The 15466-nt window shown below is 61.1% G+C and carries 19 protein-coding genes and 1 pseudogene; 17 read left to right on the top strand and 3 right to left on the bottom strand.

Translation table 11 applies throughout. From position 1 onward, the window contains the following. Positions 1-37: 37 nt before the first annotated feature. Positions 38-709 (bottom strand): annotated as a pseudogene (locus E0H22_RS25835) (spermidine synthase); the annotation flags it as partial. Between the two features lie 332 nt (positions 710-1041). On the opposite strand from E0H22_RS25835, the gene E0H22_RS25830 reads away from it, so the two are divergent. Further along, positions 1042-2193 carry a GGDEF domain-containing protein gene (locus E0H22_RS25830; protein WP_233023732.1) on the top strand — a complete coding sequence of 384 codons (1152 nt, stop codon included), beginning with the start codon at positions 1042-1044 and terminating at the stop codon, positions 2191-2193. 51 nt (positions 2194-2244) lie between these two features. Here E0H22_RS25830 and fliI read toward each other — a convergent pair whose 3' ends face one another. After that, entirely contained in the window at positions 2245-3576 is a 1332-nt protein-coding gene (gene fliI, locus E0H22_RS25825) for a flagellar protein export ATPase FliI (protein ID WP_233023731.1), read from the bottom strand. A 27-nt stretch (positions 3577-3603) separates the two neighbouring features. After that, the gene (gene flgF / locus E0H22_RS25820) at positions 3604-4377 is read right to left on the bottom strand and encodes a flagellar basal-body rod protein FlgF (protein ID WP_233023730.1); all 774 of its coding nucleotides are present in this window, start codon (positions 4375-4377) and stop codon (positions 3604-3606) included. 148 nt (positions 4378-4525) lie between these two features. Here flgF and motA point away from each other — a divergent pair, with 148 nt between their 5' ends. From motA to fliP, 16 genes are all read left to right on the top strand, one after another. After that, complete coding sequence (gene motA, locus E0H22_RS25815; RefSeq protein ID WP_233023729.1) at positions 4526-5431, top strand: flagellar motor stator protein MotA; 906 nt, start codon at positions 4526-4528, stop codon at positions 5429-5431. Then, the gene (locus E0H22_RS25810) at positions 5431-6363 is read left to right on the top strand and encodes a flagellar motor switch protein FliM (RefSeq protein ID WP_233023728.1); all 933 of its coding nucleotides are present in this window, start codon (positions 5431-5433) and stop codon (positions 6361-6363) included. The genes motA and E0H22_RS25810 overlap by 1 nt, the downstream gene beginning before the upstream one ends. Further along, positions 6344-6622 (top strand): hypothetical protein, encoded by a 279-nt coding sequence (locus E0H22_RS25805; RefSeq protein WP_233023727.1) that lies wholly within the window; start codon positions 6344-6346, stop codon positions 6620-6622. The genes E0H22_RS25810 and E0H22_RS25805 overlap by 20 nt, the downstream gene beginning before the upstream one ends. A 35-nt stretch (positions 6623-6657) precedes the next feature. Then, entirely contained in the window at positions 6658-7047 is a 390-nt protein-coding gene (gene fliN, locus E0H22_RS25800) for a flagellar motor switch protein FliN (protein WP_233023726.1), read from the top strand. Positions 7048-7059: 12 nt separating this feature from the next. Next, positions 7060-8094 (top strand): flagellar motor switch protein FliG, encoded by a 1035-nt coding sequence (locus tag E0H22_RS25795; RefSeq protein WP_233023725.1) that lies wholly within the window; start codon positions 7060-7062, stop codon positions 8092-8094. Between the two features lie 12 nt (positions 8095-8106). Beyond that, positions 8107-9186, top strand: a complete 1080-nt coding sequence (gene flhB / locus E0H22_RS25790) for a flagellar biosynthesis protein FlhB (RefSeq protein ID WP_233023724.1) — start codon at positions 8107-8109, stop codon at positions 9184-9186. A gap of 86 nt (positions 9187-9272) precedes the next feature. Then, a complete protein-coding gene (gene flgB / locus E0H22_RS25785) occupies positions 9273-9650 on the top strand; it encodes a flagellar basal body rod protein FlgB (RefSeq protein ID WP_233023723.1) in 378 nt (125 codons plus the stop codon). Positions 9651-9661: 11 nt separating this feature from the next. Next, positions 9662-10078 carry a flagellar basal body rod protein FlgC gene (gene flgC / locus E0H22_RS25780; RefSeq protein ID WP_233023722.1) on the top strand — a complete coding sequence of 139 codons (417 nt, stop codon included), beginning with the start codon at positions 9662-9664 and terminating at the stop codon, positions 10076-10078. A 2-nt stretch (positions 10079-10080) separates the two neighbouring features. Further along, entirely contained in the window at positions 10081-10407 is a 327-nt protein-coding gene (gene fliE, locus E0H22_RS25775; protein WP_233023721.1) for a flagellar hook-basal body complex protein FliE, read from the top strand. Positions 10408-10416: 9 nt separating this feature from the next. Next, a complete protein-coding gene (flgG, locus tag E0H22_RS25770; RefSeq protein ID WP_233023720.1) occupies positions 10417-11205 on the top strand; it encodes a flagellar basal-body rod protein FlgG in 789 nt (262 codons plus the stop codon). A gap of 24 nt (positions 11206-11229) precedes the next feature. Continuing rightward, positions 11230-11694 (top strand): flagellar basal body P-ring formation chaperone FlgA, encoded by a 465-nt coding sequence (gene flgA / locus E0H22_RS25765; RefSeq protein ID WP_233023719.1) that lies wholly within the window; start codon positions 11230-11232, stop codon positions 11692-11694. Further along, on the top strand, positions 11694-12794 hold the full coding sequence (gene flgI / locus E0H22_RS25760; RefSeq protein ID WP_233026560.1) for a flagellar basal body P-ring protein FlgI: 1101 nt from the start codon (positions 11694-11696) through the stop codon (positions 12792-12794). Before flgA ends, flgI begins: the two co-directional genes overlap by 1 nt. A gap of 67 nt (positions 12795-12861) precedes the next feature. Next, the gene (locus tag E0H22_RS25755; RefSeq protein WP_233023718.1) at positions 12862-13527 is read left to right on the top strand and encodes a MotE family protein; all 666 of its coding nucleotides are present in this window, start codon (positions 12862-12864) and stop codon (positions 13525-13527) included. Then, positions 13524-14228, top strand: a complete 705-nt coding sequence (flgH, locus tag E0H22_RS25750; RefSeq protein ID WP_233023717.1) for a flagellar basal body L-ring protein FlgH — start codon at positions 13524-13526, stop codon at positions 14226-14228. The genes E0H22_RS25755 and flgH overlap by 4 nt, the downstream gene beginning before the upstream one ends. Before the next feature lie 12 nt (positions 14229-14240). Then, a complete protein-coding gene (locus tag E0H22_RS25745; RefSeq protein ID WP_233023716.1) occupies positions 14241-14726 on the top strand; it encodes a flagellar basal body-associated FliL family protein in 486 nt (161 codons plus the stop codon). Next, positions 14723-15457, top strand: a complete 735-nt coding sequence (gene fliP / locus E0H22_RS25740; RefSeq protein ID WP_233023715.1) for a flagellar type III secretion system pore protein FliP — start codon at positions 14723-14725, stop codon at positions 15455-15457. Before E0H22_RS25745 ends, fliP begins: the two co-directional genes overlap by 4 nt. The last annotated feature ends 9 nt before the right edge of the window (positions 15458-15466 follow it).

Below are 15466 nucleotides of genomic sequence, written 5' to 3'. Positions count from 1 at the left end.
CCGGTGCGGGTTTGGTTGCGATGGCCGGTGTGGCTTTTGGCTTGGTCGCGAGCCAGATCACATGCCGGGCCCCGCCACGGGGGCCGGCGGCACGGATCGGAATCTCCTCGGTGGCGAAGCCGGCCTTGCGCAGCAGGCTGGTGAATTTCGGGTGCGGAAACGACGACCACACCGCGAGCACGCCACCGGGGCGTAAAGCGGCGAGGCTCGCATGCAGGCCGGAGAGATCGTAGAGCGCATCGTTGGATTTGCGCGTCAGGCCTTCCGGGCCGTTGTCGACATCGAGCAGAATGGCGTCATAGGCGCCTTTCGCCGATCTGATCGCCTTGACGACATCGCCTTCGGCAATGGTGACGCGCGGGTCGTCCAGACTATCGCCGGTGAGCCCGGCCATTGGTCCGCGCGCCCAGGCGACGATCGCCGGTATGAGTTCGACCACGGTGACCTTCGCCTTCGGCCCGAGCACCTTGAGAGCGGCGCGCAGCGTAAAGCCCATGCCGTAGCCGCCGATCAGCAGGTTTGGCGACTTGACATCCTTCAGGCGGAAGCAGGTCAGCGTTGCGAGCGCTTCTTCGGAGCCGAACAGGCGGCTGCTCATCAGCTCGTTCTGGCCGAGCTTGATGGTGAACTCCTGGCCACGCTGCATCAGCCGCAGCGGCACGTTGCCGTCGGGTACGTCAGTGGTGTCGATCAGTTTCCAGGGAAGCACGGCGGTCTTTCGGAAGGAGAATGCATGTCGATGTCGTAGCGCGGGCGGTATCGTGAAAGCAACGCGATGAAATGGTTTCGGCGGGTTCCAATTCCGGGGCTGCGGCTCGGGTGGCCGGCGCTGGAGTTCGATCCGCAAGATTCAATGCGCGGCTCGGGCGGCGTGGACACGAAGCTTCGTATTAGGGGGGCTTATCGCATGACGACAAGCAATAAGTCGCCGATCGATCCATCAAGGTCGGCCGGAAGACGGTCCTTTTTATTGTGCGTAACTCGCCACTTTCGCATCCCTGAGTACTCCTTGTTAGGGAGGAGATGGCATGGTCCCGCGTTATGCAGAGCGCGGTTCGTTCCAGTTTCCGGCATCCAAGCCCGCAAATACGGCGTGAGCTCGTCGAGCTGCTGTACACGTCTCTGCCGCAAGTTGCGGCGATCAGCCTGACATCGGTGATCGGCGGTGTGGCACTGGCCTGGATGAGCGGCGACCTCGTCTATTGGATCGTTTCCTTCTTCATTTTCATCACGGCTGCCAGCCGTATCGTGAGCTTGCGTCTCTACAGGTTGCGGGGGCCTCAGGCCTCGGATGCCGGGGTCATCCGCTGGGAACGCGTCTACGGCATCGGCGCCGCGGCCTTCGGGGCGTCGCTCGGCATGTTGTCGTTCCGGGCGCTGCAACTCGGCGATGCGCCGGGAGCGTGGCTTGCTTTCGGTCTGGCGATGTCGTTCTGCGTCGGCATGGTCTCGCGTGCCGCGATCCGCCCGTGGATCGTGCTGCTCACGGCCGCCTTGTTGTTCGGCCCCATCGTGACGGCGGCCTTCATGCGGCCCGAGGCCGCCTATTCCATCGGCGCGACGATGCTGTTCCTGTTCTGGCTGACGTTGCGAGAAGCGTCGCGCCATCTGAGTACGGCCTTCATCGAGCGCCTGGAGGCGAAGCACGCGCTCGCGCAGCAGGCCAATCAGGATTTCCTTACCGGCCTGCCCAACCGCTCGGCCTTTGTCTCGGCGTTGCAGAACGGCAGCGGCCATGTCGCGATCGTCGCTATCGATCTCGACGGCTTCAAGCCGGTGAATGATCGCCACGGACATCATGTCGGCGATGAACTGTTGCGTCAGGTCGCCGCGCGGCTTGGCAAATGCATGAACGATAGCGGCATGGCCTGCCGGTTCGGCGGCGATGAATTCATGCTTTTGAAGAGCGTGCAGGGCGGAGACGTCGGCCGCGACGCGGCGTTGTCGCTGGCCCGCGAGGCGGTGGCTACTCTGTCGATGCCCTATGTGGTCGGCGATATCCCGATCCGCATCGGGGCCAGCGCCGGGATTCTCGTCACGGCCGCGATGGATCATCCGGAAGCTACGACGTCAGACCTGCTCCAGCAGGTCGACCGGGCGCTTTATGCGGCCAAGCGCGCCGGGGGCGGGCGTTGGAAATGGTCCGACGAACAGACCGGCAGTAACAAGGGCAATCATCGCGGCGTCGGCTGAGTTGCTTGTGGCGACCAACATGTGACGACAGTTCGTTGAAGCCCTTGCTGGTTAGCCGATCGCGCTCTTGATGACGGCAAGCAGATCCTGGAACGGCTCGGCGCAAGGTGGCTCGGACGGCAACTGACCGAGGACGTTGTAGATTTTCGGAACGAGATTGACGGCCTGGTCAAGTTCGGTGTCGCGGCCGGGCTGATAGCCGCCCATCAGACGCAGGTCCCGGGTGTCCTCGAAACGCGCGATCATGGCGCGCAGCTTGCGCACCAGCGTGGCTTCCTCCGGCGACCAGACATGCTGGCCGAGGCGGGAGACCGAAGCGAGGACGTTGACCGCGGGATAGCGCCCCTGGTCGGCGACGTCGCGGTCAAGCACGATATGGCCGTCGAGCGTGCCGCGCACGGTGTCCGCGACCGGTTCGTTGTGATCGTCGCCATCCACCAGTACGGCGAATACGCCGGTGATGTTGCCCTGGCCTTCAAGTCCAGGCCCCGAGCGTTCCAGCAGGCGTGGCAATTCACTAAAGACGCTCGGCGCATAACCGCGCGCGATGGCTGGCTCGCCCGTCGCCAGCGCCACTTCGCGCGAGGCATGGGCAAAGCGCGTGACCGAATCGACGATCAGCAGCACCGACTCGCCGCGGTCGCGAAAATATTCGGCGATGGTCATTGCCGTCTTCGGCGCCAGCCGCCTCATCATCGGGCTCTCGTCTGACGTGGAGACGACGGTGATGGCACGACTCTTGTGATGAACGAGGGATTCCTCGAGGAATTCGCGCACTTCGCGGCCGCGTTCGCCGACCAAAGCGGTAACGACAGTATCGAAACCGGTGCTGCGCGCGAGCATGGACAGCAGTGTCGTCTTGCCGACGCCGGAGCCGGCGAAGATGCCGATACGCTGACCCATGCAGAGCGGCGTGAAGAGATCGATCACCTTGACACCGGTGCGCAGCGGCTTGCTTACGCGCGAACGGTTCAGCGCGGGTGGTGGATCGCCGTCGGTCTGCATCGCACGCTCGCCCACGGGCATGTCGCCGAGGCCGTCGAGCGGATCACCCAATGCATTGATGACGCGGCCCTTCCAGCCCGGATGCGGTGCCAGAGCCTTCGGAGGCATCCGGAAGGCGGGCAGGCCCAGGCCGGCAGCGATGTTCGACTCGAACGGCTTCGCGGTGACACCATCGTTGTCGATGCGCACGACCTCGCTCAGATGGACCTTCTGGTCGATCTCGAGCCCGATCAGTTCACCGAGTTTGACGTGTCGCGCCAGGCCGGAGACCCGGAAATGGGTCGAGGTCACTTCGGAGACGAGACCGCCGACGCGGACCACCGGCACATCCTTGCGCAACACGGCAATTGTTGATTCGAGCTTTTCGAGCGCGTTCATCGCAAACTCCGGATATTGCCGTCAGCCTCAAGCCTTCGACGGATCGCCGAGAGTGCGAATGGCGTTCTGGACCGAGCTTTCGGAGTCCTGAATCAGCGAACTCACGTTCTGGAAGGTGCGTGTGGCCATCATCATATGCGTGAGCTCGGTGAGCGGATCCACATTCGATCCTTCGACAAAGCCCTGCTGAAAGCCGACGGTGACAAAGTCGAGTGCCGCCGTCGCAGGCCTGTCCGGAATGACGCCGGAATTGCCGAAACGCTCCAGCTTTGCATCGGACGCGATGTCGAACAGGCCGAGCTGGCCGACCTGATTGATGCCTTGCGAGATGGTGCCGTCGCGCGAGATGGTCAGCGCGCCGCCATCGGGATCGACAATGATCGGCGTGCCGCCGGAATCGAGAACCGGATAGCCGGCAAGGGTGCGGAGCTGGCCGTTGATGTCCATCTGCATGCGGCCGTCGCGGGTATAGACGGGACCGTTGGGGCCCTGGAAGGCCATCCAGGTGGTCGCGCCGGGATCGGGGCCGCCGGGATAGGCGGCCATGCTGTTGCCGGCGATCGCTACGTCGAGCGGATTGCCGGTCTGGGTGACCGCGCCCTCCTTGCGCGAGATGAAATTCTGGCCGGGCGAGGAGAACGCGACGGGCTGGGCTCCCGCACGCGACAGCGCGGTCTCGAACTTCACGGCATCGGCGCGAAATGCCGCCGTTTTCATATTCGCCATGTTGTTGGCGATGGTTTCGAGCCGTTTCTCCAGCGAGACCTGGGCCGAAAGGCTGACATAGAGCGCTGATTGCATCTTGGAATCCGGGTTTCAGGTTCGCGTGCGCGACTGGATGCAAATTCCCCGAGCAGGCTTGTCCGGGGCTGGCGGAAACCGGGGCATGTCAGCTTCGTGCAAGCAACGGTGCCTACACGAGTCGTATTCTCAACTCGGAGCGGTGCGCTTGAACGTTCTCATCGGTGTCATCATCACACTCGCCAGTTTGATCGGCGGCTATGTTGCGATGGGCGGACATCTCGCTGTCATCTGGCAGCCCTGGGAGTTCGTGATCATCATGGGCATGTCGGCCGGGACTTTTGTCGTGGCCAACCCATGGAAGGTCGTGATGGACACGGGCAAGGCGACTCTTCAGGCGATTACGGTCGATGTGCCGAAGCAGCGGCACTATCTCGATCTGCTGGGCCTGATGCATTCGTTGATGCGCGAAGTGCGCAACAAGGGCCGTAACGAGGTCGAGGCGCATATCGACGATCCGTCATCCTCGGAGATCTTCACGGCTTTCCCGACCGTGCTCGCCAACGAGCCGCTGACGCAGTTCATCTGCGATTATTTCCGCCTGATGGTCATGGGCAGCGCGCGCACCCATGAGATCGAGGCGCTGATGGATGAAGAAATCGAAACCATCGTCCGCAGCAAGTTGAAACCCTACAACGCGTTGATGATGATCGCGGAAGGCCTGCCTGCGCTCGGCATCGTGGCGGCGGTGCTCGGCGTGATCAAGGCGATGGGGGCGCTCGATCAATCGCCCAAGCTGCTCGGCGGCTTCATCGGTGCCGCTCTGGTCGGCACTTTCGTCGGCATCTTCCTGTCCTACGGCATTGTCGCGCCGCTTGCACTCAAGGTGAAGATGGTGCGTGAGCAGCGGGCGCGCCTCTATGTGATCGTCAAGCAATCGCTGCTCGCCTTCATGAACGGGGCGTTGCCGCAGATCGCCATCGAACATGGTCGCAAGATGATCGGCCCGGCCGACCGCCCATCCATCGACGTGGTGGAAAGCGAAACCATCACCGGTGGTGCCGGCAAGACAGAATCGGCCGAAGCGCCGGCCAAGGCAGGGGCGCGGGGCTGATGGCGAACGTCAAGACAGGCCGGGATCAGGGATCGGACCAGCTCCTCGGCGCGGCGGGAATTTCCGTCGAACGCATGCCGATGCTGCATGTGATCTTCGACACGATGACCAATCTGTGCGCGGAAAGCCTGCGCTCGATGTCGCCGTCGCAGTCCTATTTCTCGCTGATGAGCGTCGGTAGCGAGCGTCTCTCGGATATTCTGGATCGCCACGAAGGCGAAGCGATTGCAGCTGTCTTCTATGCGCAGGCATGGGACGCGCGTGTGCTGATCGGATTCGACCGCGATTTCGTCTATACGATGATCGAGCTTCTGTTCGGCGCCGATGGTGCGGAGCCACCGCTCGACATGCCGCGCGTATTCTCGAACGTGGAGCTGCATGTGGCGCAGGCGTTATTCGAACGCTTCGGCAAGGCGCTGCAGTCCTCCTTCGAACGGGCAACTGAGGTTACTTTCAATCTCGAGCGTGTCGAAACGCGGATGGATTATCTGGCGATCGGCCGTCTCAACAATATGGCGGTCTGCTCCAAGATCCTGCTCCAGGCCCTCGATCGAGGCGGCGAGATGTTCATCGTCATTCCGCATGCGGCGCTCAACCCGATCCGTACCGCGATGTCGCAGATCGTTTCCGGCGAATCGGCCTCGACCGATCCGAAGTGGAGCCGGCAGCTGCATAGCGAGATCAAACGCACCGAGGTCACACTGAAGGCGATCCTCGAGGAGCGGCAGTACACACTCGGTGAGGTTGCCGATTTCAAGGTCGGACAGGTGCTGCAGCTCAATGCCACGCCGGATACGTTGGTCCGGCTGGAATGCAACGAGCAGCGGCTATTCTGGTGTCAGCTAGGCCAGATGAACGGCGTCTATTCGCTGCAGGTGAAGGAGTCCGGGGATCAGAAGCGGGAGTTCATCGATGATATCCTCAATCGTTGACATCGTTCTTTTCGTCGCTCTGCTGTTCACGAGTTTTCGCGTCACCACGATGCACCGCGAACTGGTGCGGTTGCGCGCTCATCAGGGCGAATTCACACACGTGCTCGGAAAGACCAACGAGACCGTCGACGACATGGTCGTGATGGTGCGTGAGTTCAGTGCCGACGGGCGGCAGATGGTTCACGCGCTGGGCGACAAGATCGACGAAGCGCGGCGAGCGATTGCCGAGATCGACGCGCGCAACGCAGGTCCGGCGTGAAATCGGGCGAATTCATTTCTGGAAGGCAGGGGATCATGAAGCAACCACTTGAAGCCGACCCGGCGACTGCAACGGCAGCCGATTCGCTCGGCGCGGAGAAAGCGTCGTTCGGCAAGCTGGCGGATCTCGCCGCGCGCGCCGCCGAAGAGACCGGCCGTCTGACCAATATCGAGCCGATCCTGCGGATTCCGGTCACCGTGCAGGTGATGCTCGGCTCGGCCACCATGCCGGTGGCAGATTTGATGAAGCTCGGTCGCGGCGCGGTGATTCCGCTCGATCATCGCGTCGGCGAACCCGTCGAAGTGGTCGTCAATGGCCGCATCGTGGCGCGTGGTGCCGTGGTCGTGGTGGAAGACGAGAATTCGCGTTTCGGCGTGTCGCTGACGGAAATCGTCGGTGGCATGTCCGGAGAGCCGGACGCCTGATAGGGGCCGCCCATGGCATTCAACGCTCCCGTCAAGCGCAACACCTCCGTCAAGCCGCTGGGCGGCACGGAAAAGGCTGCTGTGCTTCTGCTGGCCATGGGCCGCGACCTTTCCGGCGGACTCCTGAAGGAGTTCGATCCCGACGAGATCAAGCTCGTCACACGCGCCGCTGCCGAGCTGAAGCCGATCTCGACGCCGGAGCTGGAAGCGATCATCGAGGAGTTCGCGCAGAACTTCTCGCAAGGGCCGAATATCTTCGGAACGGTCGGCGAGCTCGAGAAGCTGCTCAACGGCGTGCTGCCGCCCGACCAGATCAACGATATCATTTCGGAAGTTCTCGGTAACAAGACAAAATCGGTGTGGGAGCGCATCTCGCTGGTCTCCGAAGGCCTGCTTGCGAACTATCTACTCAAGGAACATCCGCAGACGGCAGCCCTCATCCTGTCGCGCGTGAAGCCGGCTTGTGCCGCGCGCGTGATGAGTCATCTGCCGCCGGATATCCGCCACGACCTGATGCGGCGAATGCTGAGCCTCAAGCCGGTGGTCGAGGAAGCGATGGGCATCATCGAAAAGACAATGCACGAAGATTTCATGATCAATTTCGCCCGCAACATGGCATCCGACACCTATCCGCGCATGGCCGACATCATCAACAAGATGGAGCGGGCGCAGATGGAGGAATCGCTGAAGAGCCTGACGGAATCGCGACCGAAGTCGGCGGAAATCCTGAAGGGCATGCTCTTCACTTTCGACGACATCGTGAAGCTGACTGCGAAGGCGCGCATGCTGATCTTCGATCAGGTTCCGACCGATCGCACGGTGCTCGCGCTGAAGGGATCAGACCCCGCGTTCCGCGAACTCATCCTGTCCTCGCTGGCGGGGCGTACGCGCCGTCTGGTCGAACACGAGCTGTCGAGCGGCATTCCGGCGAATCAGCGCGAAGTTCTCGATGCACGCCGCGCGATCACGGATCTTGCGCTCGATATGGCCGGCCGCGGCGAGATCGAGCTCAATCCGGATCAGGAAGATCAATCGTTTTTCACCTGAAGATAGATCGCTGTGTCCGAGGCGCCGGAAAAGGAAAGCAAAACCGAGGAGGCGACCGAGAAGAAGGTTCGCGATTCCGTCGAGAAGGGTCAGATTCCCGTCTCGCGTGAAGCGCCGATCTTCGCCTCGATGCTCGCCCTGTTGATCATTATGAGCTTCCTGATGTCCGACAATGTCAGGACGCTCACCTATACCCTGGCCCGAATGATCGACGACCCGTCGGGCATCCGCCTGCGCAACGGAGCGGACGCGATTTCGTTCTTTACCGCCATCGGAATGAGTGCGGCGGGGTTGATCATTCCAATCATCATCGTTCTGATGCTGGCGGGACTGGCATCGTCATTTCTTCAGAACGCACCGCGGCTCGTATTTGACCGCATACAGCCGCAGATGTCCCGTCTTTCGATCATGAAGGGCTGGGAGCGAATCTTCGGCGCGCAGGGACGGGTGGAATTCGCCAAGTCGGTGTTCAAGTTTATCGCTATCAGCCTGGTTGTGTCGATCGTTCTGCGGGCCGAGGAGGCCGCGGCCGTGAATGCATTGTTCAGCGATCCGGCCGCCGTTCCGGAGCTCGTCCTGACGACGGCGATGCGGCTCGTCTCGGCCATCAGCATCGCCACCATCGTGCTGGTTTCGCTGGATCTCGTCTGGGCACGCTTCCACTGGCGCCGCGAGATGCGGATGACCAAGCAGGAGATCAAGGACGAGTTCAAGCAAGCCGAAGGCGATCCGATCCTGAAGTCGCGCATGCGTTCGCTGGCGCGCGATCGCGCCCGCAACACCATGCTGGCTGCGGTACCGAAGGCCACACTGGTGATCGCGAATCCGACTCACTTCGCCATCGCGCTCAAGTACAAGCAGGGCGAAGATGCCGCGCCGACCGTGCTCGCCAAGGGGCAGGATCTGATCGCGCTAAAGATCAGGGAAATCGCGGAAAAGAACGATGTTCCCGTGGTCGAGGACAAGGCGCTTGCGCGTTCGATGTATGACGTGGCGCAGATCGACCGGATGATTCCCGCCGAGTTTTTTCGCCCCGTCGCGGAGATCATCTACTTCCTGCATTCGCGCAAGCAGCAGAAGACGAATGCGTAAGGCGCGAGCACGGCTACCCACCTCAAGCCTCAGACAAGTTTCCAGCCGTAAACCAAGCCTAATGAATCGTGAACCGTGGGGACACCGTGGGACCCGTCTATCTTCTGGACTTGGCCTCGTCGCATGAGCGATGGCTTTCGTTGCGACAAGCGGCGATCTCCACGAACGTGGCCAATGCCAATACGCCTGGCTACCGTGCCCAGGACATCGAACCATTCAATAAAATCCTCGACGCCAAGGTGGTGCCGGTGACGGTGACGTCGCCGATGCACATCACCACCGGCTCACGCGTCGAAGCGCAGGCGATGCGGAAGGAAAAAACATGGGACACCGTGCATTCCGGTAACTCGGTCAGTCTCGAACAAGAAATGCTCAAGGCCGGCGATATCAATCGCGACTATTCGTTGAACACGGCGATCGTGAAATCCTTCCATCGCATGTTCATGAGCAGCATGAAGGCTTGAGGGAGAACGCGATGATCGATCCACTTCAGGCATCCACCCAGATCGCAAGTTCCGGTCTCGAAGCGCAATCGACGCGCCTGCGCGTGGTGTCGGAGAATCTCGCCAACGCGAATTCGACCGGGCGTACGCCCGGCTCCGAACCGTATCGCCGCAAGACCACGACGTTCACGGCAGAGATGGACCGCGCGTCCGGCGTGCGCATGGTCAAGGTCAAGGATATCGGCTCGGATCAGGCGCCGTTTCGCGTCGACTATGAGCCGGGGCATCCGGCGGCTGACGAGGCCGGTTATGTGAAGTTCCCCAATGTCAATTCGCTGATCGAAATGGGTGACATGCGGGAAACCAACCGGTCCTACGAAGCCAATCTGCAAGTGATCAAACAAGTGCGCTCGATGGTGTCGATGACCATCGATCTCTTGAGGAGCTGAACATGCTTGATTCTGTATCTTCGGTCGTCACCAGCGCCGGCGAACTCGCAAAGACGAGCGAAGTCTTCAAGACCAGCAATGCGGTGCCGGTGACCCAGCCGGCTTCCGCGGGCCTGGGTTTCAACAATGTTCTGGAGCAGGTCGCAGCTGATGCCATCGGCTCGATGAAGGCAGGCGAAGCCGCTTCGATCCAGTCCATTCAGGGCAAGCTCTCGGCGCAGAAGGTGGTCGAAGCAGTCATGTCGGCCGAACGATCGCTGCAGATGGCGGTCGCCGTCCGCGACAAGGTCGTTCAGGCCTATCAAGAAGTCAGCCGAATGGCGATTTGAGGTTCGATCATGAGAGCACTGGCTATCGCTGCTACCGGCATGGGCGCACAGCAACTCAATGTCGAGGTGATCGCGAACAATATAGCGAACATCAACACGACATCCTATAAGCGATCGCGCGCGGAATTCACCGATCTGTTCTATCAGATCGACCGCGCACAGGGCGTACCTAACCGGGCCGGTGAAGGCGCAGTGCCGGAAGGCGCCAAGCTTGGCCTCGGCGTGCGTTCCGCGGCTGTACGAAAGCTGCACATCCAGGGCGCGATGGCGCAGACCGGCAACACCTACGATCTCGCGATCAATGGCCGAGGCTGGTTCCAGATCGCCGGCCCGAATGGCGAAACGCTCTATACGCGAGCCGGCGCGTTCAATCTGAACGAAAACCGTCAGCTGGTGTCGCCGGATGGCTATCTGGTCAACCCGGCCGTCGTGGTGCCGCCGAACGCAGTGGACGTCATCATCAACGAATCCGGGCAGATCTACGCCAAGATCGACGGTGAAGTCGCGCCGATCCAGATCGGCCAGATGCAGCTTGCCAACTTCGCCAACGAATCCGGTCTCGAGCCACTTGGCGGCAACCTTTACCGTGAAACGCTGGCATCGGGCGTGCCGGTGGTCGGCTTTGCCGGAGACATCGGTTACGGCAAGCTGCATCAACGCTATCTGGAAAACTCCAACGTAGATCCGGTGAAAGAAATCACCGAACTGATATCGGCCCAGCGCTCTTACGAGATGAACTCCAAGGTCATCCAGGCCGCTGACGAGATGGCTTCGACCGTCTCCAAGGGCCTGCGTTAAAGCACGATGATGGAGCTGCGTCCGATGCGCGTCCTCAAGATCGTATCCCTGCTGCTTGCGAGCGTCATGCTCGCAAGGGGCGCCGTGGCAGCGGAAGAATCGGTCAAGTATCCGGTTCCGGCAACGACGATCTATCCGGGCGACGTGATCAAGGACGAGATGATCATGGATCGTAATTTCGCGCCTAATATCCAGGGCGCGAGCGCGTTCATCAACGATCGCGCCGCCCTGGTCGGGCGTACCGCGCGGCGCACGTTGATCGCCGGTCATCTTATTCCCATCAACGGACTCGAAGATCAGAAGGTCGTTACACGCGGCGCCGTGGTGAAGGTGTTGGTGGAGGATGACGGCTTGATCATCGTGACGTACGCGACGTCCTTGCAATCCGCCAGTCCCGGCATGATGGTGCAACTGCGCAACCTCGATACCGGTGTGACCATTCGGGGCATCGTCCAGCAGGACGGATCAGTACGGATTCAGAACGGATGATGCTGCGTGTTCTTTGCGGACTGATGCTCGTGCTGTCGGTCTCGGCGGCAGAAGCTGCCGTGCGCATCAAGGATATCGCGAGCCTCAAGGGCGTGCGCGAGAACCAGATTGTCGGCTACGGCCTGGTGATCGGTCTCAAGGGGACCGGCGATACACTGCGCAACGCGCCGTTTACCGAACAATCCCTGCAGTCGATGCTCGACAATATGGGTATCAACATTCGCGGCACGCAATTGCGCACGCGCAACGTCGCCGCGGTGATGGTGACCGCCGATCTGCCGCCCTTTGCAGCCGGGGGCTCGCGCATCGATGTCGCGATTTCGTCGATGGGTGATGCATCGTCGCTGCTCGGCGGCACGCTGGTGTTGACACAGCTGCGCGGCGCCGATGGTGAGACCTATGCCGTGGCGCAAGGGGCGATTGCTGTTGGAGGCTACAATATCGAAGGCGCGGCCCAGACCGTCAGCCAGGGCGTCGCGACCGCGGGCCGCATTCCGAACGGAGCGCTGATCGAGCGCGAGGTGAAAGGCAACTTCAGCGAAATGCGAAGCCTGACGCTGGAGCTGAAGAATCCGGACTATGCGACGGCCACGCGAATCATCGATGCAGTGAATGCCCATGGCCGCGGGCGCTATCAGGCCGACATCGCCTTCGAGCGCGACTATCGCACCATTCTGTTGCAGCGTCCGCGCAATGCGCCGCCGGTGCGCTTCATCGCGGAGATCGAGGAACTTCTGATCGAGCCGGATACGCCGGCCCGCGTCGTTGTCGACGAGCGGACCGGAACGGTCGTGATCGGTCGTAACGTGCAGATCTCGACGGTCGCGGTCACTCACGGAAACCTGTCTGTTCGCATTACGGAGGCGCCGATTGTCTCTCAACCGAATCCGTTCGCACGGCGGGGCGAGACCGTCGTGGTGCCGCAGACTTTCATCGAGGCGAACGAGAACGGCGCGAAGGTCGCTATTCTCCGCGGTACCGATCTGCAGCGTCTGGTGCGCGGCCTCAATCAGATCGGGCTGAAACCGCAGGGCATCATCGCGATTCTGCAGGCGATCAAGGCGGCGGGTGCGTTGCAGGCCGAACTTGTTATCCAATAAGGCTACGGGTCAGCGCCGCGCAAGGCTGCATGTGCAACGCTTGCTTAACCGATTCACGAGAGCACGAATGGCGCGCACCGCAACCTGGTCGATCTGCATCCTCACAGCAGCGATTGCATCGGATTTTGCATGCGCCGAGCCGGCGCAGAAGCTGTCCAAGCCACTGAACCTCGCGGAATTCGCCAAGACGGCGCAACCGCCGCGTCCGAAGACGGCGCCGAAGCCGGAAGCGGCGGTAAAACCGGATACTGCATCAAAGGCACCTGGCGAAGTACCGCTGGTCACTGGTTCCGTCGACAAGAAGGAACCGGCAGTGGCAGCATCGCAGGAATCGGATGTGGCGCGCTTCTGCAGCAATATCACCGATCAGGCGCTCGACGCCCGTGTCGCTTGGCAGCAGAAAGAGCTCGAAGCGACCGAAACCAAGCTCAAGCAACGCATCGCCGAACTCGAAGCCAAGCGTGCCGAATATGAGGAGTGGCTGAAGCTGCGCGAGGACTTTCTCAAGAAAGCCGAGGACAATGTCGTCGAGATCTACTCGCGCATGAATCCGGAAGCCGCCGCGCAGCAGATCGCCAGCATGGCGGATGATACGGCAGCCGCCGTCCTCGCCAAGCTGAAAGTGCGGGTCGCAAGCTCGATCCTCAATGAAATGGAACCGGCCCGCGGCGCGCATCTCGCCGATACGCTGGCCGGTATGCGTCGCACCGACGACGGGAAAGCCAAGAAATGAAGTCTTCACGTGTCCTGCTGTTGCCGATTCTGCTCTCGGGCCTTGCCGGGTGCGCCAATCCGCTGTCGGAACTCAGTCAGGCACCGACCATGTCTCCGGTCGGTCAGGGCTTGCATGTGGATGCACGCGGAATTCCGATGGAGAAGCGCGCCTATCGCAGCAACGGCCAGCACTCGATCTGGAACGAGCGCAAGGATCTTTATCGCGACCCGCGGGCCAGCCGGATCGGCGACATCCTTACCGTCAATGTCACCATGAACGACAAGGCGATTCTGGACAACAAAACGGACCGGTCGCGCGATTCGCAGATCAAGCTCGGCGCGGACTATGCGGCCGACATCGCCAAATGGGCTTCGACCGGGAGCTTCGATACCAATGTGAGTTCGCAATCATCCAGCAAGGGATCGGGGAAGATCGACCGCGCCGAGGAAGTGCGTTTCTCGATTGCCGCGGTCGTCGTCGATGTGCTGCCGAACGGCAACCTGCTGATCAGCGGTTCGCAGGAAATGCGTGTCAATTACGAGATGCGTATCGTCAATGTCGGCGGCATCGTGCGTCCGATCGATATCGGTCGTGCCAACACGGTTCCCTATGAGAAGATCGCGGAGGCCCGCATCTCCTATGGTGGCCGTGGCCGCATCATGGAAGTGCAGCAGCCGAACTGGGGCCAGCAAGTCTACGATCGGGTCGCGCCGTTCTGATGAGGATCGACCATGGCCGATGACGTCGAGAATGAAGGGCCGGGCCGGGGCATCCTGCAATGGATGATCGCGCTGCTGGTGGTCTCCGGATTGTCAGCGGGCGCCGGAACGCTCGCCAGCTTCTACATGCTTTCGGCGGTGGAGCGCCTTGCTGACAGCAAGAAGGAAGTGGTCGAAAAACCGGTCGCGTCCGCCTTCAACCCCAATGACCGGTTACGCAAGATCTCGCCCGTCACGACGAATCTGGCGGCACCGCCGAATACCTGGATCAGGATGGAGGCCTCGATCGTTACCGACAAGCTCAACGAAGAAGAGGCTTATGTGCTGACCTCCAAGGTCGGCGAGGATATCGTCGCCTATCTGCGTACGCTCACGCCGAGCCAGATCGAAGGCGCGCGTGGCTTGCAGTATCTGCGCGAGGACCTGAATGAACGTGCGGTGACACGCTCCAGCGGCAAGGTACGCGAGTTGATCATCGAGACGCTGGTGGTGCAATGACGCGTGCGCTTTTGATTCTGATCGCTGTTCTGTTGCCGACGACGGCGATGGCGCAGATTCCGGATCTGTCGACCTTGCTGCCGCAGGGCGAGGGAAGCGCTTCCGGTCGCATCATTCAAATGGTTGCGCTGCTCACGGTGCTGTCACTCGCGCCGGGGCTCTTGATCATGGTGACGAGTTTTACCCGTTTTGTCGTCGCCTTGTCGTTCCTGCGCACAGGTCTTGGTTTGCAGACCACGCCGTCAAACATCGTGATGATCAGCCTCGCGCTTTTTCTCACCTTCTACGTCATGGCCCCGACATTCGATCGCGCCTGGCAGAATGGCGTGCAGCCTTTGATGAAGAACGAAATCAGTGAACAGGAAGCCTATTCGCGCATCACGGATCCGTTCCGCGAATTCATGCTGCAGCATGTGCGGGAGAAGGATCTCCAGACTTTCGAGAATTTGGCGGCAGAAAGCCTGAAAGTGAAGCTCGACGGTCAACGGATCGATTTGCGGATCATCATTCCCGCCTTCATGGTGTCGGAGTTGCGACGTGCATTCGAGATCGGTTTCCTCGTCGTCATGCCGTTTCTTGTCATCGACATGATCGTGGCGACACTGACCATGTCGATGGGCATGATGATGATGCCGCCAACGGTGTTCGCACTGCCATTCAAGGTGTTATTCTTCGTATTGATCGATGGCTGGAATCTGCTGTCGGTTGGTCTTGTCAAATCGTTCTTGTAGCGCGGCATT

The organism is Rhodopseudomonas boonkerdii, assembly GCF_021184025.1.
Lineage (GTDB): Bacteria > Pseudomonadota > Alphaproteobacteria > Rhizobiales > Xanthobacteraceae > Tardiphaga > Tardiphaga boonkerdii.
This window is presented reverse-complemented; position numbering and strand designations above follow the sequence as displayed.